The organism is Streptomyces maremycinicus, assembly GCF_001184025.1.
Lineage (GTDB): Bacteria > Actinomycetota > Actinomycetes > Streptomycetales > Streptomycetaceae > Streptomyces > Streptomyces maremycinicus.
In genome coordinates this window covers 475,474-493,873 of the sequence record NZ_BBYG01000011.1, presented here as the reverse complement: position 1 = coordinate 493,873, position 18,400 = coordinate 475,474, and the positions used below count along the sequence as shown (strand labels likewise).

Genomic DNA, 18,400 nt, shown 5'->3' with positions numbered 1-18,400 from the left:
GGTGCCGCCCCGCGACCTGCTTCTCCTCGATGGTGTGACACCCGGACCGGCCCTGTCGCCTCCGTGCCAGCCATTCAGCCCCCCCGGGACGCCGGGCGCCGGACGCCGGGCGCCGGGCACCGGCGGTGCGGTGCCCGGCGTCCGATGTGCCGTCAGCCGGTGGGCATCAGGACGGTGTCGATGATGTAGACGTGGGCATTGGCGGTCTTGACGTTCCCGCAGACCACCTTGGCGGAGTCGTTCACGGTGTAGGACTCGCCCGAGCCCGAGGTCGTCAGCTCGGACTTCTCCAGCGTGGTGAAGGAGCCGTTCTCCAGGTCCTTCGGGGTGAGCTGCTGACCCACCACGTGGTAGGTGAGGATCTTCGTCAGCTGGGCCTTGTCGTTGAGGACCTTGTCCAGGGTGGCCTTGGGGATCTTGGCGAATGCGTCGTTGGTCGGGGCGAACACGGTGATGTTCTGGGCGTTGTTGAGGGTGTCGACCAGGCCTGCCTTCTTCACCGCCGTCACCAGCGTGGACAGGGCCGGGTTGTTGGACGCCGCGGTGGCCACCGGGTCCTGGGCCATCCCGTCGAAGGAGCCGGCGCCGCTCGCGGGCACCGACGAACAGGCAGGTCCGAACGGCTCGTCCGAGGCGGCGGTGCTGCCGGCGCCGGCCATGCCGTCGTCGGAGGCGGTGGCCGACGCCGCGGTCTTCGCGGAGGAGTCCGCGCCGCTCGTCCCGCTGCCGTCGTCCGAGCAGGCGCTCAGCGCGAGCGGCAGAAGGGCGGCGGCGGTCACGGTCATGGCGACACGGCGGATACGGGTGTTCATGGGGTTTCTCCTGTTGGTTGCCGCAGCGAGCGCTGCGTTCCTCGGGGGGGCGGAAATCCGTGGGGAAATGGGTGGAGGGAAGGTGACGTGGGTCTGGGGTCTGGGGTCTGGCTGGGGGTCTGAGGGGTCGGGGGTCAGTCGACGGTGACCACGACGGAGTGCCGGCCGCTGGCGCCGTCGGGCACCGTGCGGGCGCGTTCTTCGGTCTGCACCGCGCCGGTGCGGTCGGTAGCGCGCACGGTGAGGGTGTGGCCGCCCCTGGTCGCCTGCCAGGGGAAGGACCACTGGCGCCAGGTGTCACGGGAGTCCTCGGCCGCGAGGCGGGCCGGCTGCCAGGGGCCGTCGTCGACGCGGACCTCGACCTTGTCGATACCGCGGTGCTGGGCCCAGGCCACCCCCGCGACCATGACGGTGCCGGCTCCGGGGCGGGCGAAGGGTTTGGGCGTGTCGATGCGGGACTGGGTCTTGACCGGCGCCCTGCGGGCCCAGTCGCGTTTCACCCAGTAGGGGTCGTAGGCGTCGAACGTGGTGAGTTCGATGTCCTCGATCCACTTGCACGCGGAGACGTAGCCGTAGAGGCCGGGCACCACCATGCGGACCGGGAAGCCGTGCGCGAAGGGCAGCGGTTCGCCGTTCATCCCCACGGCGAGCAGGGCGTCGCGGCCGTCCATGACGTCCTCGACCGGGCTGCCGAGCGTCATGCCGTCCACCGACCGGGCCACCAGCTGATCGGCGGGTCCTCCCGCGGAGGGAGGCCGGACCCCGCACTCGGTCAGCAGATCGGCCAGGCGCACGCCGAGCCAGCGGGCGTTGCCCACGTACGGGCCGCCGACCTCGTTCGACACACAGGTCAGGGTGATGTCACGCTCGATCAGATCCCGCCGCAGCAGATCGTCGAAGGACAGCGTGACCGGACGGACGACCCCTCGGCCGTGGACGCGCAGCCGCCAGGCGGTCGCGTCGACCTTGGGCACGACCAGGGCGGTGTCCACACGGTAGAAGTCCTGGTTCGGCGTCGTGAAGGAGCTGATCCCGGGGATCCGCACCTGCGCGGCCCGGGGCACCGCCGGAGCGGGCGAGTCCGGGGCGGGCAGGACGAGATCCTCGCGGGAGGCGACCGCGTCACGGCCGCTCGTCGCGTTCAGCACGCGGCCGAGCACTCCGGCCCCGGCGGACGCGACCGCGGCCGCGCTCGCCGCGAGCACGAACCCCCGCCGGTCCCACTCCGGTCCCGGGAACGCCGCGCCCTCCGTGCCTCCCGCGCCGCCCGGTGCGGGCGCACGCAACGCGAGACGGCCGGCCAGGAAGTACAGGAGGAAGGCTCCGGCGACCCCGCCCACGGCGGAGGGCAGCGCGTCCGTGAGCCCCGTGGAATCCGGCCGGCCGATCGCCGCGGCCGCTCCGACTGCGCCGAGCAGGAGCACCCCGGCGGACCCGCTCCGCCGGTACCGCGGTGCGAGAGCACCCAGGGCGAGGGCGAACAGGGCGAGTACGGCGAGGATCCCGAGCTGGAGGACGAGTTTGTCGTCGGTGCCGAAATTCCGGATCGCCCAGGCTTTCACCGCCGCGGGCGTCCGGTCGATCGCGGCACCACCGACCGCGACCACCGGACCGGCCTGCGGACGCACCCGGCCCGCCGCCAGTTCGGCGACGGCGAGGGCGGCGCATCCCGCGAGGACACCGCTGAGCGCACCGAGCGCCGGCCGCGTCCCGCTCCGCGGAGTCCGCCTGTTCTTCCCGTCGTCTGTCACATGGGGAATCCGGGCCTGGACGCGGCACGGATTGGTCGCTCATCCGATCGAAGGAATTCTCCTTCCGGACCAATCCGTACGCCGCTTCGCAACGGATCTACCCACGTGCCGTGGCGCGTGGCTAGGCCGCGCCCTCGAGGAGCGCGGAGTCGTCGAGGAGAGCCCCGTCCTCGGGGAACTCCTCGTCCCCGAGGAAGGCCTCGTCATCCATCATCGCGGCGCCGAACCCGCCCAGGATCTCCTCCATGTCCAGCTCGGTGGCGCCGGCCGGGGCCGCGGGCTTGTGCCCCTCGCTCATCCGCACCACGAGCCCGAGCTTCTTCACCTTCGCGTTCTCGGCCAGCTTCGCGAGATCGACGGAGACCTCGGTCAACTCACCGTCGTCGAGGGTGAAGTCGGCTGTGACCTTGGCGTTCGGGGCGTCCTTGAGGTCCTTGTCCGTGGGCAGTTCCATGCCCGGCGGGAGGCTCTTCGCGAGCGGACGGATCTCGCCGAGGAACTCGGTGACGAGCGTGCGGAACGGAGCGGTGGCGGTGATGTGCTCGGCGCCGTCCTCGTCACCGGCGGTCTTGAAGGCGACCTCGCGGGCGACGGTCTCGCGCAGCGCCTCCAGCAGTTGCTTCTGCGCCTCGGCGTCGAGGGTGGGCTCCGGCTCGGGCGCCGCGCCCGGCTCCGCGCCCATCTCGGCGGTGGTCTTCTCCATCTCCTTGGTGTTGATCTTCACCCACTCTCCCTCGAGTACCTTCTTGAGCCCGCCCGCCTCCGGGGGAAGGTCCTTCGTCGAGGGCACGGGAAAGCCCATGGCCTTGCCGAGGGCGTTCACATCGGAGCGGATGTAGGCGTAGTCGCCGATGACCCGGTACTCGGTGAGATCGCCGTCCTCGGTGCTGATCTTCATCGCCATGCCGACGTAGTCCTTCTCCCCGGACTCCCCGATCGGCTTCTTCGACTGGACCGTGACACTGATCTTCGCGCCGCTCAGCAGATCGGCGACCTCGTCCGTCATCTCCTCGCCGGGCTCCGGATCCATCGAGGCGTCCAGGGCCTTCAGGCTCTGGGCGTCCGTGTCCAGATCGAGCTCGAAGGAGATCGACTTCTCGCTCGCGAGCTTGTCGAAGGCCTCGTCGAGCCTCTTGCCCGCGGTCAGCTGCTCCACGGTGCCACAGGCGGCCGAACCCACCAGGACGGCGCCGACAACTGCGGTGGCGGTCAAGGTCTTTCGTATGGCGGTGATGATGGTCTCCTCGTCAGTGCGATCACCGACGAAGACGTGCGGCTTCGCCAAATGGTTGTACCCGCCCGGGCGATCGCGGGCCGGGCGGGTAACTCCTGCACATGCGGCGGCCCGACGCGGCACACCCGGCGGCCCGACGCGCCACGTGCCCGCCGAACCGGACACGGCCGAAGGGCACTCGTCCTCGGCGCGCGGCCCGCACGACCTGACCCGGGTGGGTCAGCGGCGGCCGCCGCGGCGGTGGCCCCAGGAGTAGTCGTCGACGGTGCGGCCTCGGCTGTCGCGCAGGGTGACGGTGTCGCGGTCGTCGTCCCACACGTAGGCGCGGCGGTTCTGGTAGAGGTCGCCGCGGGTGTCGCGTCCCTTGCCGGTGTGGACGCGGACCGAGGACTGCGGGGCCAGGCGGTAGTGGTGGAACGTGTAGGAGTGACCGTCTTCGTCGCTCAGGGTCCAGCCGTCCAGGTCGACCGTGTGGCGGGTGGGGTTGGTCAGCTGTGCCCGTTCCCTGTTCAGCGAGCGGTTGGAGCGGTCGTCGCGCCCCGGGGAGCCGTGCTGGACGGTCGAGATCTCCACCCGCGCCCGATGCGGGCGGGCGTGGTCGGCCGCCGCGGCCGGCAGCGCCGCCACCGAGACCAGAGCGGCGGCCACGAGCGCGGCAGCGGCCGAACGGCGAGCGGTGAAGGAAGCAGAAGCGGACAAGAAGTCCCCCTGACGGTGCGGCACCCACCCCGGCCCGGTGTAGGTGTCATGGCCGGCGCGAGGGCTGGTGCGGTGTGCGGTGGCGGCCGGACAGCCGCGTCCCCAGCATGTCCACCACGGAGGGGAATGGAGCGAAAACGCAGCCTGCGTTACCTGTTGTCCACATTGCCGTGATGCTCGACTGTAACCTCCATGTATGCGGCTTGTGCACGAAGTTGACGAGTCGCCAGGCGCGATTCCCTTGCGAACGCGGGCCGGAGGCCCACCCCGACCGGACTCGCCGCGGCGGATCGACCAAGGCCATCACCCGAAAGTGAGTAACAGCAGGACAGCTCCACGACGGCAGCCGCACGGGGCACGATGGTCGAGGAGTACCGCCGGTCCACCGCACCGGGCGACGACCGGGCCCCCTGTGACGCCGGATCCGGTAGCGGCACGGACGGCGGGCGAGCCACCCCCCTGCCGACGCCGGGGGAACGGCCTGCCGTACGGCTCGGCACGCGGCCCCTGGTGCGAGTTCCGCGTGCCGTTCGCGCCGCCGATGCGTCAAGAGACAAGGCCGGCCATCTTGTCGGCTCGCGCGAGGCGGAGTGCGGAGACGAGGAAGAAGACCCCGCCCAGGAAGGCATAGCCGCCCAGGCCGCTCAAGGAGGCGTCGGCCTTGCCGGCCTGGATCACGAACGAGGTTCCGGCGAGAGTGGAGATGGCGCCACTGGCGATCATCGGCCACTGCCCTGCCATGCCGCGCCGATGGACGGCGACGACGAGTTGGACGAGTCCGGCAGTGACGGCCCAGGAGCCCCAGACCCGCAGGACGGCCGGGACGCCCGAGGTGGCGGCGGCGGCGAGACCTGCGGCGGCGAGGGCACTGAGCGCGACATTCACCTGGAGACCGCGCACTGATCGGCGGTCCGTTTTGGCGGACCTCAGGTCGACCACCGCACACGCCACATCGAACACGGGGTAGATCACCAGCAAGGTCGTGCTCAGGGGGTTCAGTTCGTCGGTGGCGGTGAACAGGAGGACGGCCCATACCGCGGCGAACGCGAAGCGCAGGAAGTAGAGACGGCGCAGTGCTGCGGTGCCGCTCACGGAGGCGGCGACGGGGGCGGAGACGGAGGATCCCATGGCGGGTCCTTTCGGCGATGGGCGCTTGCCACGGGACCGGCCGGGCCGGAGGGCACCGGCCTGTGCGGCTGCGGTACGGCCCTCGTCGGGCGAGCCACCGGTCCCGGCAAGCGCCGGGCATGGACGGGAGAGGGAGAAGGGAAGGGGAAGGAGAAGATGAGGGAGAACGTTCGGTCTTCCCTCATCAAAAGCGGCAGCACCTCCCCTGTCAAGACCGAACGTTCTCCCTCATCGGCTGCTATCGTCGGCACCATGAGCGCGGAGGCAGAAGGCAGAGGCAGATCCGAGGCGCGGGAGCGACTGCTCGGCACGGCGACCCGGATCTTCTACGCCGAAGGGATCCACTCGGTCGGCGTGGACCGGATCATCGCGGACGCGCAGGTCACTCGCGCCACCCTGTACCGGCACTTCAAGGGCAAGGACGAACTGATCCTCGCCTACCTCCAGCAGGCCGATCAGGGCATCCGGGGGCAGGTGGCCGCGATCCGGGCACAAGGCCTGTCGGCAGCCGACACGGTCCGGGCCGTGAGCCGCTTCGTCGCCGAAGGCATCCGGTCCTCCGGGTTCCGCGGCTGCGCCTTCCTGAACGCGGCAGCCGAGTATCCCGACTCCGCACACCCCGTCCACCAGGCCGTACTGGCCCATCGGCAGTGGTTCCTGGAGACCGCCACGGAGTTGCTGGAAGACGCCGGCCACACTCCGGCCGACGCGGCGGGCCGGCACTTCGTCATGCTCCGGGACGGCGCCATGGCGGCCGGCTGCCTCTCCGACCCGGCGCCGATCTGCGAGACGTTCCTGCACGGTGTGGAGGGCATCCTGGCCAAAGCCACAGCACCGGCGCCGGCGCCCTCGGTATCGGCACCACCGGCACGACCGGCGTCTGAAGGGGACGCGCCGGCCGCGCTTCCGGCATGACGATGCGGGCGGGCGCCCATCGGCCCGCGATCGAGCCTCCCGTTCGGCACCCCCGCTTCCGGGAACGCGAGCGGCCGACGACCGCCCCGCCTCCCGCCGCACGGCGAGACGTCAGGCGGTTCTCAACGTGACCGCACGCGCCGCAGGGTCGGCTTCGGCGGCGTCGAGAGTTCCGGCCGGGACGGACCGGGCCGCTCGACGACCCTGGCCAGTTGGAGCGGGGTGAGGTTCAGCAGCCGCAGCAGCGCGGCCGTCTGGCGCTCGTCACCGGCCCAGAGGTCTCGCTGCTCGGCCTGCTCGTACTGGGCCGGGTCCATTCCGATGGACCGGGCAAGCCTGTCCGTGGTGAACTGCCGCGCCAGCCGGTGCTCCCCCAGCGTTCGCGGTTCCTCGATCCCCATCAGGTCCGTGGTCCGGCACCAGAGGACGTCCGCGAGGGCGATCAGTTCGTGCTCGGCGGGGCGGTGCTCGCCGCTCTCCCACGCGTGGACGAGGGAGACGTCGGCGGGAACTCCGCACGCGTTCAGCTGCTCCGCCACCTGCTGAGGCGATATCCCGAGACCCTGTCTGGCCGACAGAGCGGCAGCGGGAGAGAACGGCGGTCTGTTCACGGGGGGCGGCCCTTCTTGTTGCTCGGTGGTGCGTGTCTGCGCCGACGCATCCGGTTCGCCCCGAAGGCAGTCCGGAACGCGCGTCGATCGGTGAGCCCGGTGCGGGCACCCCGCACGGTCCTGCTCATGATCAAAGTCTCGTCGCCGCATATCCGTGCCTACGACATATGCACCTCACTTGTGCACGGTCGCCCCTCACCCATGCCTCGCAGGTCACCCCGGCGCGCCGCCCGGCCGTCCTCAGGGGCAGGTTCGTCATGATCGACAGGGCATCACGACCGGACGAGCGGGAGTTCTCTCGCCGTCTCCGGCATCCGCCGACCTCGCGCGGCGAAGGGCCCGACACCTCCCCGGTCACCCTGCCGCCCGTCCGCCCGTGCGCCCGTGCGCCCGTCCCCCGTCCGCCCGTCCCCCCGTCCGCCCGTGCGCCTGCCCTCCCGCCTGCCGGGCCGGTCGTCCGCTCTACCCGGAGCTCCGCACCGCCCCCACGACACCGAGGGTGCGTACGGCTGCGCTCTTCAGGGCCGGGTGTTCGCGCACCAGCCGATGAGCCGCCCGGAGCGGCTCGTGCCGGAGCCAGTGCAGCGCGGCACCCGGACCGACCGTGCGCAGGGCGCCTTCGTGGACCGTGAGGTCACCCGTCTTGAAGGCGTTCTTGTAGGCGGCCTCGCCCCGGCCGAAGTCGACCAGCCGAATGCCGGAAGCGGCGGCGGCCTCGATCATGCGCAGGTAGAGGATCCGGCCGGGCGAGAAGGTGGCGAGGTCGCGGTCGTAGGAGGGGAACCAGCAGGACAGGACCGTGCGGGAGCGCAGACCGAAGTGGGCGGCTACGGGACGGTCGGCGGCGTAGAGCACCGAGAGGACGCCCGAGCAGTCCGGTGCGGTGGTGTCGGCCAGCAGGCGCACCAGGCCGGCGATCCACCGCTGCTCGAACGGGTCACGGCGACCGGTGCGGCGGTAGTGGGCCGACTTCCAGCCGACAAGGGTCCTCAGCGCCGCCGGGTGGCGCTCGTCGTGGACGAAGCGCAGCGGGCCGAGGTGCCGGGCCAGGCGGCGCTCCTGGGCCCGGGTCGATTTCAGCAGGCTCCGCGAGTGGGCGCGCAGGTGGGTTTCGTACGCGGCGTAGCCCTGTGCGAGATCGACGACGGGAGACGCGAACCGGCCCGTCGCGTACGGCAGGAACAGGTCCTGCCCGCCTTCGAGATGGTTGAACTCCCAGGCGTTCAGGGAGCAGGCACGCATGAGGTGGCGCGGGTCGAGGCGCGCGTCGTCGGGATGCAGGACGGCACCCTGGCAGTCGGACACCCCCAGACCGACCGCGCGGCCGTGGCCCCACCGGCCCCGTTGGTAGGGGAAGTAGCCGACGGCCTGCCGCTTGCGGCGCAGTACCGCCACGCGGGCGTCACGGCGTACGCGGCCGACGGCCCGGGTGAACTCGGCGCTCATGAAGGGGTTGGCGGTGGCGCCGGTCGCGGCGTGCCGTAGTTCGTTCCAGCGGGCGAGGTCGCTCGGCGCGAGGTCACCGGCGTGCACGATGTCGATACGTGGAGTCGTCATGAGAGGTCCTGAGTCCTGGTTTCGCGGCAGGACGAGTCGTCCGGCGGGCGTTCGAGGCGTGCGACGGCTCGGGCATGGGGCGCCGAGGCGTTCTCCAGCGTGCTTGTCGGGACGTACCTGTGACGGGACGTCAGCTCAGGGGAGGGCCTCGGCGGCCGACCGCGCCGGTGAGCAGCACCTCCGGGCCGTGCTCGTCGTCGTCGGCGCGGGCTGCGCGGAACCGGCCCGGGCCGACGTCCAGGTCCGTGCGCCTCCGCGGGCGCAGCAGAGCGCGCAGGCGGTGGAAGAAGGCGCGCGGACCCGCCTGGACCGTGGCGGACAGCCGGGACCGGGAACGCGCCACGGCGCGCAGCGCGCACACCGTGACCAGGGTCATCGCCAGATGGACCGCGCCGCCCTCGCCGCCGTGGAGCGGCCCGCCCGTGCCCCCCGGCCCGGAGGCGGCGACAGCGAACCAGCAGCAGGCCACGGCCTGCGCCAGGATCATGGCGCAGAGGTCGGGCAGCAGGGCGTCCGACCCGGCCGCCCGGGACCGCGGCAGCGCACTCGCGAACAGGATCGGCACCACCAACAGGCAGGCGGCGAAGGAGATCGAACGCGCGAAGACCAGGTGGTAGCCGGCGGCGGCCAGGGCCGTCGCGGTCACCGCCAGGCCCAGGGCGGGTAACACCCCTCGCCGGGCCTTGCCGTCGACGGACCGACGGCAAGGCCCGCCGAGGGGGTACGAGTTCACGATCATGTCCCGTCCATGGTCGACGAGATTCGCGGCCGTGAACTCCGGAACGGCAAAACCGCCCGGTGCGAACGTTCGGGCGACCGGTCCCATCTGGGGGTGAACGGGCAGGGGGACGCGTGCGCTCTTCGACGACGCCCTTCCGTGAGGCGGAAGCCGTGTTGCGGCCCCGTGACGCCCGCCCCGACGATGCGGACACCAGCAGAGACGGGAGCCGCAACGATGCCGCACACCACCGCATTCGCCAGGAACCAGTGGTACGTCGCCGCCTACGCCGCAGAGGTCGGGCGGGAGGAGTTGCTCGGCCGGACGATTCTGGGTGAGCCGCTCGTGTTCTACCGGACCGAGGAGGACGGGACGCCCGTCGCCCTGCACGACCGCTGCGTGCACCGCCGCTTCCCGCTGTCGGAGAGCCGGCTGGACGGCGACCGCATCGTGTGCGGCTACCACGGCTTCACCTACGACTCGACCGGCGCCTGTGTGTACGTGCCGGGACAGAAACGGATCCCGCGCACCGCCCGGGTCACCGCCTACCCGGTCGTCGAGCTGGACTCGCTGGTGTGGGTGTGGATCGGCGACCCGGCGCTCGCCGACCGGCGGACGATCCCGCGCGCCCGGCATCTCGACGCCCCCGGCTGGACCACCGTCCGGGGCATGGAGCCCATCGACGCGGACTACGGGCTGCTCGTCGACAACCTCCTGGACCTCTCCCACGAGACGTATCTGCACGGCGGTTACATCGGCACGCCCGAGGTAGCCGAGACGCCGATCACCACCGAGGTCGACGAGGGCGCGGGGATCGTGCGGGTCAGCCGGCACATGGACGACGCCGAGTGCCCCCCGTTCTACGCCCGTTCGACGGGCATCGAGGGCCGCATCACCCGCTGGCAGGACATCGAGTACCACGCGCCCTGTCTGTATCTGCTGCACAGCCGGATCGCTCCGGTGGGTGTCCTGCCCGAGGCGGACGGCGGTGACCCGAACGGCTTCCACACCGAGATCACGTACGCGATCACACCCTCCGCGGACGGCGAGGTGTACGACTTCTGGATGGTCTCGCGGGACTGGGCGACGGACGACGAGGAGGTCACCGAGTTCCTGCGCGGCAACAACCACACGGTGGTCATGCAGGACGTCGACGCTCTCAACCTCCTTCAGCGCACGCTCGGTTCGGAACGCACCGGCTACCAGGAGCTGAGCATCAACATCGACACCGGCGGTCTGGCCGCGCGCCGTATCCTCGCCCGGCTGGTGGCCGAGGGCGACAAGCCCGTGGAGCGGGTCCTGTGAGCACCGGCCCGACCGGCGAGATCTACCGCGTCGACTGGCTGCCGGGCACCGACGTGCTGCACGGAACCTGTCACTGCGGCGCCGAACACACCACGCAGGACCCGGTCGAGATGTGGGAGTGGATGCTCGGCCACCCCGAAGGACACCGGCCGCGAGGGAACGGCTCATGAGCGTGTACGAGACCGAACTGGTCGTCGAAGTACGCGAGTTCGCCGCCGAAGGGGTGCTCGCCCTCACTCTGCGCCACCCGCTGGGCGAGCCGCTCCCGGCCTGGGAGCCGGGTGCCCATGTGGACCTCGTCCTCGGCCCGGGGCTGGAGCGCCCGTACTCGCTGTGCGGTGATCCCGCGGACCGCCGCGCCTGGCGGATCGCGGTGCTGCGCGAGCCGGCCGGGCGAGGCGGATCCGCGCATGTGCACGAACAGTTGAGGCCGGGCGACAAGGTGCGGGTGCGGGGCCCGCGCAACCACTTCGCGCTGCGTCCGGCGGCCGGCTACCGCTTCGTCGCGGGCGGCATCGGGATCACCCCCATCCTGCCGATGCTGGCGGCGGCCGAGGCGGCGGGCGCCGAGTGGAGCCTGCTCTACGGCGGCCGGACCCGCGGTTCCATGGCGTTCGCCGGGGAGTTGGCGCGGTACGGGGACCGGGTCACCGTCGCGCCGCAGGACGAGACGGGTCTGCTCGACCTCGGTTCCGTGCTCGACGCGCTGCCGGAGGGCACCCTCGTCTACTGCTGCGGTCCGACTCCGCTGCTCGACGCCGTGCAGGAGCGCTGTCCGGCCGATGTGCTCCGGGTCGAGCGGTTCCAGGCGCGTGATGAACCGGCGGGCGAGGAGGGCGAGTTCGAGGTCGAGCTGGCGCGGAGCGGGCGGACACTGACCGTCGCGGCGGGGGTCTCCGTGCTGGACACCGTACGGGCGGCGGGGGTCGAGGTCCTCTACTCCTGCACGGAGGGCACCTGCGGCACCTGTGAGACCGACGTGCTGGAGGGCACGCCGGAGCACCGGGACTGCGTCCTCAGTCCGCAGGAGCGGGAGGCCGGGGAGACGATGATGATCTGCGTGTCCCGGTGCCGGGGGAGGAAGCTCGTCCTGGACCTGTGACCGGACCCGTGGCCCGGGCGGCGGCGCCTCCCGTCGGGTCGGTGATCCGCAGGTCGGCCTCGATCCGCGCCACGGCCGCCAGCAGCGGTGGCAGCAAGTCCCGGCGGACGGCGGCCACCGAGGTGCGGCCGGCGTGGACGGCGATGTTGACGGCGGCGACCACCGTGCCGTCGCGGCCGCGCACCGGGGCGCCCACCGACCGCAGCCCCTCCTCCAGTTCCTGGTCGACGAGGGCGTATCCCTGCCGCCGCACCCGCGCCAGTTCCGCCCGCAGCTCCTCCGGCCCGACCAGCGTCCGCGCGGTGAGCGCGCGCAGTTCCGCCCGGTTCAGCCGGAGTTCGAGCTCGTCGTCCGCCAGGTCGGCGAGCATCACCCGGCCCACCGAGGTGACGTGCGCGGGGAAGCGGGTGCCGACGGTGATGACGGCCGACATGATGCGGGTGGTCGGCACCCGGGCGACGTAGACGATGTCGTCACCGTCCAGGACGCACAGCGAGGAGGACTCCCTCACCTGTGCGACGAGGTGTTCCAGATGCGGCTCGGCGACCTGCGGAAGGGTGAGCCCGGCCAGGTAGGCGTAGCCGAGTTCCAGCACCCGCGGGGTGAGCCGGAAGAGCCGGCCGTCGCTGTGGACGTAGCCGAGATCCGCGAGGGTGAGCAACAGGCGCCGGGCCGCCGCCCGGGTCAGCCCGCAGGCGCGGGCGACGTCGCTGAGGGTGCGCGCGGGGTGCTCCGCGTCGAAGGAGCGGATCACCGCGAGACCCCGCTCGAAGGACCTCACGAAGTGCGGTGCTCGGGCCGTGGTGGACATACCACCCTCCCAACTGTCAACAATTTCGTCAGCCAAACGCATTGACCCCGTCGGACGGCGGGCTCTACGTTCCCTGTACGCCAATTGAGCACTACTGTGCGGTGTGCGCACAGCCTGTCGGAACACCGTTGTCTGCACAGGAGGAGCCTTGCGTCGTCTGTTCGCCGGTCTCGCGACCGGCACCATCCTGCTCGCCACGGCGGCCTGTGGCTCGTCCGACGACTCCGGTACGTCCACCGGGAGTTCGTCGTCCGGGGGCACCACGACCGTCGAACTCGGACTCATCCCCATCGTCGACGTGGCGCCCGTCTATCTGGGCGTGAAACAGGGTTTCTACGCCAAGCACGGCCTGAAGCTCTCGATCACCACCGCGCAGGGCGGCGCGGCGATCGTTCCCGGAGTCGTCAGCGGCCAGTTCCAGTTCGGCTTCAGCAACATGACCTCCCTGATGGTCGCGCAGTCCAACAACGTTCCCGTGCAGGCCGTTTCGAACGGCATCGCCTCGACGGGCGTACAGGGCAAGGACTTCGGGGCGATCACCGTGAAGAAGGGCAGCCCGCTCAAGTCCGCGAAGGACCTGGAGGGCAAGAAGGTCGCCATCAACACCCTGAAGAACATCAACGAGACCGCCGTGCGCGAGTCGGTGCGCAAGGCGGGCGGCGACCCGGACAAGGTGAAGTTCGTCGAGCTGGCCTTCGACCAGATGCCCGCCGCGCTGGACGGCGGGCAGATCGACGCGGCGATGGTCGTCGAACCGGCGCTGGCGACCGTCAAGAGCCAGGGCGGGGTGGAGATCGCCTCGCCGCTGGTGGACGTGGCCCCGAACCTCACCGTCGCCATGTACTTCACCTCGACGCAGTACGCGCAGAAGAACCCGGAGGTGGTGAAGAAGTTCCAGGACGCCACCGCGGAGTCGCTCGCCTACGCCGACGCGCACCCGGACGAGGTCCGCCAGATCGTCACCACCTACACCAAGATCCCGACGTCGGTGCTCGCACAGGTGACGCTGCCCAAGTGGCCCGCCGAGGCCGACCGTGCGTCGATCGAGGCGCTGGAGAAGCTGGGCGAACAGGACAAGCTCTTCAAGTCGACCCCGGACCTGGAGAAGCTGCTGCCGTGAGAGGCACGAACCTCGCACTCGGCGCCGCCGGACTCGCGGCCTTCCTCGGCCTGGGCGAGGCGGTGCCGCGGCTCGGGCTGGTCAAGGAGGCCTACTTCCCGCCGACCAGCCGCATCGCCGGCGCGCTGGGCGACGAACTCGCCGACTCCGCCTTCTGGACGGCGCTCGGCGACACCCTCACCGGCTGGGCCCTGGGTCTGGCGATCGCGGTGGGCGCCGGGGTCGTGGCCGGTGTGCTCGTCTCGGTCGTCCCCTACCTCCGCGAGGCGACCTCCTCGACCATCGAGTTCCTGCGCCCGATCCCGTCCGTCGCCCTGATCCCCCTCGCCGTGCTGCTCTACGGCACCGAACTGCGCTCGGTCCTGTTGCTGGTCGTCTACGCCTCGTTCTGGCAGATCCTGATCCAGGTCCTGTACGGCGTCCAGGACGTCGACCCGGTCGCCGAGGAGACGGCCCGCTCCTACGGACTCGGCGCCTGGGCGCGAGTGCGGCACGTCCTGTGGCCGACCGCGCTGCCGTACGTCATGACCGGCGTGCGGCTCGCGGCGGCCGTCGCGCTGATCCTCGTCATCACCGCCGAACTGGTCATCGGAGCACCGGGGTTGGGCGCGCGCATCGCCGTCGCGCAGACCTCGCAGGCGGTGCCCGAGATGTACGCCCTGATCGTCGTCACCGGAGTGCTGGGGCTGCTGATCAACGTGGGCGCCCGGACGGTGGAGCGGCACGCGCTGGCCTGGCACCAGTCGGTGCGCGGGGAGGTGGCGGTGTGAGCCGGTACTCCCCCGCCCGAACGGGTGCGGCGGCCTGGCGGCGCGTGCTGCTGCGGATGCTCTTCACGCTCGCCCTGCCGGCCGTGCTGGTCACCGTGTGGTGGGTGGCGTCCGACGGCAGTACGAACGTGTACTGGCCGCCGCTGCGCACGATCCTGAAGGCCTTCCCCGACGTGTGGACCGCGGAGCGGCTGCGCACCGACGTCCGGCCGAGCGTGCTGCGGCTGCTCGGCGGGTACGCGACGGCGGCCGTCGTCGGTGTGGCGCTGGGCACGGTCATCGGCTCCCACCGGCGGGTGCGGGCGGTGTGCGAGCCGGTCCTGGAGTTCCTGCGGGCGGTGCCGCCGCCCGTCCTGGTGCCGGTCATCATGCTGTTCGCGGGCATCGGCGACACCATGAAGGTCGTCGTCATCGCGAGCGGCTGTGTGTGGCCGGTGCTGCTCAACACGGTCGAGGGCGTGCGGGCGGTGGACCCGGTGATGGCGGAGACGGCGCGGTCCTACGGCATCACGGGCGTCGCCCGGTTGCGCGACGTGGTGCTGCCGTCGGCGAGCCCGCAGATCTTCGCGGGGCTGCGCCAGGCGCTGTCGATCGGCATCATCCTGATGGTCATCAGCGAGATGTTCGCCGCGAGCAACGGGCTCGGCTTCACCATCGTGCAGTTCCAGCGCGGTTTCGCCATACCCGACATGTGGACCGGGATCCTGGTGCTCGGTCTCCTGGGCTTCGTCCTGTCGGTGCTCTTCCGGATCGTGGAGCGCCGGGTGCTCGGCTGGTACCACGGTCTGCGCGCATCCACCCGGCGGTCCCCGTGACCCTCGCGAAAGGGCGTTCCATGCACCCGCGTCTTGCAGTGTCCGGCCTGCGGAAGGTCTACGAGGGGTCAGGGCGCCGGGTGGAGGCGGTGCGCGACCTCACCTTCACCGTCGAGGCCGGTGAACTCGTCTGCCTCGTCGGCCCGTCGGGCTGCGGCAAGACGACCCTGCTGAAGTGCATGGCCGGACTGCTCACCCCGACCTCGGGCGAAGTGCTCCTGGAGGGGCGCAGGGTGACCGGGCCGCCGCCGGACATGGCGTTCGTCTTCCAGGAGTACGGACGCAGCCTGTTCCCGTGGATGCGGGTCGGCGAGAACGTCGAACTCCCGCTGAAACAGAAGAGGTTGCCCAAGGGCCTACGACGCGAACTGGTCGCGGACGCCCTGCGTTCGGTCGGCCTGGAGGACGCGCTCTCCGCGTACCCGTGGCAGCTGTCGGGCGGGATGCAGCAGCGGGTGGCGATCGCCCGCGCGCTCGCCTACGAGCCCCGGGTGCTGCTGATGGACGAGCCGTTCGCCGCGGTGGACGCGCAGACCCGCGCCGATCTGGAGGACCTGGTCCGGGGTCTGTGGCGGGAGCGCGGGATCACCATCCTGTTCGTCACCCACGACATCGACGAGGCCGTCTACCTCGGCGAGCGGGTCGTCGTCCTGTCCGCCTCCCCGACGGTCGTCCGGGAGCAGCTGACGGTCGACCTCCCGCCGGAGCGCGACCAGTTGCACACGCGGGTGGCGCCGCGCTTCGCGGAACTGCGCACCCGGGTGTACGAGCAGATCCAGGCGGCGAAGCGCGACACCCCGGTGGACCGCCTCACGAAGTCGGACGCGCCGCCGGCGTGATTCCGCGCGCGGTGCCGACCCGGGCGCCGTCGGCGACCTGAACGCCGACGGTGCCCGGTCAGACCTCGGGTGCCGGGACCACGCTGAGGTGGCTCGCGGTACGGCGCGCGGCGCGCGTCCTGCGGGGCAGCGGGGTCGGGCGGGTGGCGCGCAGCACCATCGTCAGCCGGGTGTACCCCATGTCGTGCAGGGTCCTGGGGGTGTCGCAGACGATGCGGCACTCCGTGGCGCCCCAGCGCGGGTCGGGGTGCAGCAGGGGCCGGACCGCCCCGTCGTGCTCGACGGCCTCCTCGCCGACCGCGCGGATCCAGTGCGGCAGCCCGTGGCGGTAGGCGGCCTCCATGATCGGGTCCTGGGCGATCTCGCGGCGGATCGCCTGGAGCCCGTGGTCGTGGGCGTGCCGCTCCACGGCGGCGGCGAAGCGGGCGAGCATCGGCAGGCACCAGCCGGCCTCGTGGTCCCCGAGGACCGAGGGGGCGTCGGGATGGAAGAGGACGAAACGCAGGAAGTTGTCGCCGGGCAGGGCCGTGGGATGCGGGCCCACCTCCCGGAAAAGTGACGCGAAAGCGTCGTTGGAGAGAACGACGTCCCAGCGGTGGTCGAGGACGACGGACGGGAAGGGGACGGCCTCCAGGTATGCGGCGTAGTCGTGCAGATACGCCTGGGCCTCAAGACTCTCGGGGACGGGCCGCGGTACGGACCGCTGCCCACCTGCCTGATATGCCATCGGGAGGTCACCCCTCTTGCCTATGCGGCCTTCACGCGGCGCCCCGATCCTGCTGCCCCGACGCGATCGGTGTCAACTATCGTGGCATTCCGTGCTGGTTGACGGCTGAAATTGGCCACAGTTGTGGCGAGACCTGGATGTGAGTTCGAAAGACGGGCTACTCTCCACGCAGTTCACGGCGACCGTCCGTTCTGGTGATCGTGTGCCTGTGAGAGGGACGTGAGAGACCTAGGAGACCTGTCGGTGGCGGAGGATGGCTTCGAGGTTCCGGGCGCCGCGGCGACGGTGCTGATGTCGGCCGTCGTCGCCCGGGTCGCCGCGCTCGCCGACCGGCTCGGCGTGCCGCACGCGGAGGTCTTCGGCACCGGGCGGCTGTCCGTCGCCTCCGGTGTCCCGGAGTCGGTGGTCAAGGCCCTGCTGAGCGGCCGGCCCGCCGGTGAGCCCGATGTGCAGGCCCGCTTCTTGCAGCGGCTGGACCTGCTGCGCCGCACCCGGCTCAAGCCGAACGGCCGTAAGTACACGCAGCAGGAGATCGCCGACGGCGCCGGTATGTCGCGCCAGCAGGCGGGCGCCCTCATCAACGGCGACCGGCGGCCCACCATGGAGCACTGCGACGCCCTCCAGCGCTTCTTCCGGGTGCACGCGGGCTTCCTCACGGCCGAGGACCCGGAGGCGCTCGCGGGAGCCCTCCAGCACATCGAGCAGGAGCTGCTCCAGAAGCTCGCCGCCCGGGAGGCCGCCGCGGCCGCCGAGGATCCGCTCGAGCGGCTGCTGCAAGACCACGGCGTGCGCGGGATCGCCTGGCGGGCCGCCCAGCTGCCCACCGACCAGCACCGCGACAAGGTCGCCGAGTGGCTGGACATGCTCCTGGAGAGCGTGAAGCGGCCCGAGTCGTGATCCGGGGGAGAACTGTGAGCATCGCCAGGGAAATGCGCCGCCTCAGCGGCGAGTTGGTCGCGGAACTGAGCCTGCCGGCCCCCGCCGTGCCGGCCGACCTGTACACCGCCCTGTGCGACGGGATGAGCAGACGGCGGGGCCGCCCGGTGCACTTCCGCATGGCCCCCTTCCCGGCCGACACCGCCAGCGGTCTGTGGCTCGACATGGCCGACCAGGACCTCGTGGTCGTCGAGGAACGCACCGCACCGGAGCACCAGTTGGTGATCCTGGGCCATGAGCTGTGGCACATGAAGGCGGGTCACTGCGGGCACCACGTCGAGGGTGCCGCGGTGGCGGCCCGTTTACTCAGCGACGGGGCGGATCTCCGGGCGACGGTGCGCAGCGTCGCCGCGCGCACGCGTTTCGACCTCACCGACGAGCGGGAGGCCGAGAGCTTCGGCCTGCTGCTCGCCAGCAAGTGCCGTACCTGGCTCCCGGGTTCGTCGCCGCGGGAACGGGGCCAGCGGGACCATCTGGCCGGGCGCATCGAGGCGTCGCTGGGCTACCTGGGGCCGTAGCACCGCCCGGCCGGCGGAGCACCCGGACGGCT

20 protein-coding genes are annotated in these 18,400 nt (G+C 71.5%); 10 read left to right on the top strand and 10 right to left on the bottom strand.

What is annotated here, in order from left to right:
• Positions 1 to 152: 152 nt before the first annotated feature.
• From AOQ37_RS12620 to AOQ37_RS12600, 5 genes are all read right to left on the bottom strand, one after another.
• Complete coding sequence (locus tag AOQ37_RS12620) at positions 153 to 812, bottom strand: fasciclin domain-containing protein (protein ID WP_062644257.1); 660 nt, start codon at positions 810 to 812, stop codon at positions 153 to 155.
• Between the two features lie 134 nt (positions 813 to 946).
• Complete coding sequence (locus AOQ37_RS12615) at positions 947 to 2,572, bottom strand: sulfite oxidase (protein ID WP_374701497.1); 1,626 nt, start codon at positions 2,570 to 2,572, stop codon at positions 947 to 949.
• Between the two features lie 112 nt (positions 2,573 to 2,684).
• Entirely contained in the window at positions 2,685 to 3,776 is a 1,092-nt protein-coding gene (locus tag AOQ37_RS12610; protein ID WP_234436883.1) for a hypothetical protein, read from the bottom strand.
• Between the two features lie 240 nt (positions 3,777 to 4,016).
• Entirely contained in the window at positions 4,017 to 4,496 is a 480-nt protein-coding gene (locus tag AOQ37_RS12605) for a lamin tail domain-containing protein (RefSeq protein ID WP_062644512.1), read from the bottom strand.
• 546 nt (positions 4,497 to 5,042) lie between these two features.
• Positions 5,043 to 5,624, bottom strand: a complete 582-nt coding sequence (locus tag AOQ37_RS12600) for a hypothetical protein (RefSeq protein WP_062644247.1) — start codon at positions 5,622 to 5,624, stop codon at positions 5,043 to 5,045.
• Between the two features lie 252 nt (positions 5,625 to 5,876).
• On the opposite strand from AOQ37_RS12600, the gene AOQ37_RS12595 reads away from it, so the two are divergent.
• Entirely contained in the window at positions 5,877 to 6,539 is a 663-nt protein-coding gene (locus AOQ37_RS12595; protein WP_062644245.1) for a TetR/AcrR family transcriptional regulator, read from the top strand.
• A gap of 122 nt (positions 6,540 to 6,661) precedes the next feature.
• Here the strand turns inward: AOQ37_RS12595 and AOQ37_RS12590 are convergent, their stop codons facing one another.
• From AOQ37_RS12590 to AOQ37_RS12580, 3 genes are all read right to left on the bottom strand, one after another.
• Complete coding sequence (locus AOQ37_RS12590; RefSeq protein WP_234436882.1) at positions 6,662 to 7,078, bottom strand: XRE family transcriptional regulator; 417 nt, start codon at positions 7,076 to 7,078, stop codon at positions 6,662 to 6,664.
• 534 nt (positions 7,079 to 7,612) lie between these two features.
• A complete protein-coding gene (locus AOQ37_RS12585) occupies positions 7,613 to 8,707 on the bottom strand; it encodes a GNAT family N-acetyltransferase (protein WP_062644243.1) in 1,095 nt (364 codons plus the stop codon).
• Positions 8,708 to 8,837: 130 nt separating this feature from the next.
• Positions 8,838 to 9,377, bottom strand: coding sequence for a hypothetical protein (locus tag AOQ37_RS12580; RefSeq protein ID WP_159401335.1), 540 nt, complete (start codon positions 9,375 to 9,377; stop codon positions 8,838 to 8,840).
• Between the two features lie 285 nt (positions 9,378 to 9,662).
• Here AOQ37_RS12580 and AOQ37_RS12575 point away from each other — a divergent pair, with 285 nt between their 5' ends.
• Genes AOQ37_RS12575 through AOQ37_RS12570 form a run of 3 tightly spaced genes read left to right on the top strand, consistent with a single transcriptional unit; the run spans position 9,663 to position 11,832 of the window.
• Complete coding sequence (locus AOQ37_RS12575; protein WP_062644240.1) at positions 9,663 to 10,730, top strand: aromatic ring-hydroxylating dioxygenase subunit alpha; 1,068 nt, start codon at positions 9,663 to 9,665, stop codon at positions 10,728 to 10,730.
• A complete protein-coding gene (locus AOQ37_RS40830) occupies positions 10,727 to 10,900 on the top strand; it encodes a hypothetical protein (protein WP_199824987.1) in 174 nt (57 codons plus the stop codon). The genes AOQ37_RS12575 and AOQ37_RS40830 overlap by 4 nt, the downstream gene beginning before the upstream one ends.
• A complete protein-coding gene (locus AOQ37_RS12570) occupies positions 10,897 to 11,832 on the top strand; it encodes a PDR/VanB family oxidoreductase (protein WP_062644239.1) in 936 nt (311 codons plus the stop codon). The genes AOQ37_RS40830 and AOQ37_RS12570 overlap by 4 nt, the downstream gene beginning before the upstream one ends.
• On the opposite strand, the gene AOQ37_RS12565 is transcribed toward AOQ37_RS12570, so the two are convergent.
• Positions 11,747 to 12,643, bottom strand: a complete 897-nt coding sequence (locus AOQ37_RS12565; protein WP_062644238.1) for an IclR family transcriptional regulator domain-containing protein — start codon at positions 12,641 to 12,643, stop codon at positions 11,747 to 11,749. The genes AOQ37_RS12570 and AOQ37_RS12565 overlap by 86 nt on opposite strands.
• A gap of 148 nt (positions 12,644 to 12,791) precedes the next feature.
• Between AOQ37_RS12565 and AOQ37_RS12560 the strand changes: the two genes are divergently transcribed.
• The 4 genes from AOQ37_RS12560 to AOQ37_RS12545 are packed head-to-tail and all read left to right on the top strand — an operon-like array spanning position 12,792 to position 16,187.
• Positions 12,792 to 13,763 (top strand): ABC transporter substrate-binding protein, encoded by a 972-nt coding sequence (locus tag AOQ37_RS12560; RefSeq protein ID WP_062644236.1) that lies wholly within the window; start codon positions 12,792 to 12,794, stop codon positions 13,761 to 13,763.
• A complete protein-coding gene (locus AOQ37_RS12555; RefSeq protein ID WP_062644230.1) occupies positions 13,760 to 14,533 on the top strand; it encodes an ABC transporter permease in 774 nt (257 codons plus the stop codon). The genes AOQ37_RS12560 and AOQ37_RS12555 overlap by 4 nt, the downstream gene beginning before the upstream one ends.
• A gap of 56 nt (positions 14,534 to 14,589) precedes the next feature.
• Entirely contained in the window at positions 14,590 to 15,348 is a 759-nt protein-coding gene (locus AOQ37_RS12550) for an ABC transporter permease (protein ID WP_062644508.1), read from the top strand.
• A gap of 20 nt (positions 15,349 to 15,368) precedes the next feature.
• Positions 15,369 to 16,187, top strand: a complete 819-nt coding sequence (locus AOQ37_RS12545; protein WP_078890137.1) for an ABC transporter ATP-binding protein — start codon at positions 15,369 to 15,371, stop codon at positions 16,185 to 16,187.
• A gap of 58 nt (positions 16,188 to 16,245) precedes the next feature.
• Here AOQ37_RS12545 and AOQ37_RS12540 read toward each other — a convergent pair whose 3' ends face one another.
• On the bottom strand, positions 16,246 to 16,914 hold the full coding sequence (locus AOQ37_RS12540) for an MmyB family transcriptional regulator (protein WP_062644227.1): 669 nt from the start codon (positions 16,912 to 16,914) through the stop codon (positions 16,246 to 16,248).
• Positions 16,915 to 17,205: 291 nt separating this feature from the next.
• Between AOQ37_RS12540 and AOQ37_RS12535 the strand changes: the two genes are divergently transcribed.
• Both AOQ37_RS12535 and AOQ37_RS12530 read left to right on the top strand, forming a co-directional pair.
• Positions 17,206 to 17,811, top strand: coding sequence for a helix-turn-helix domain-containing protein (locus AOQ37_RS12535; protein ID WP_052183798.1), 606 nt, complete (start codon positions 17,206 to 17,208; stop codon positions 17,809 to 17,811).
• Positions 17,812 to 17,843: 32 nt separating this feature from the next.
• On the top strand, positions 17,844 to 18,368 hold the full coding sequence (locus AOQ37_RS12530) for a hypothetical protein (RefSeq protein ID WP_062644223.1): 525 nt from the start codon (positions 17,844 to 17,846) through the stop codon (positions 18,366 to 18,368).
• Positions 18,369 to 18,400: the final 32 nt, after the last annotated feature.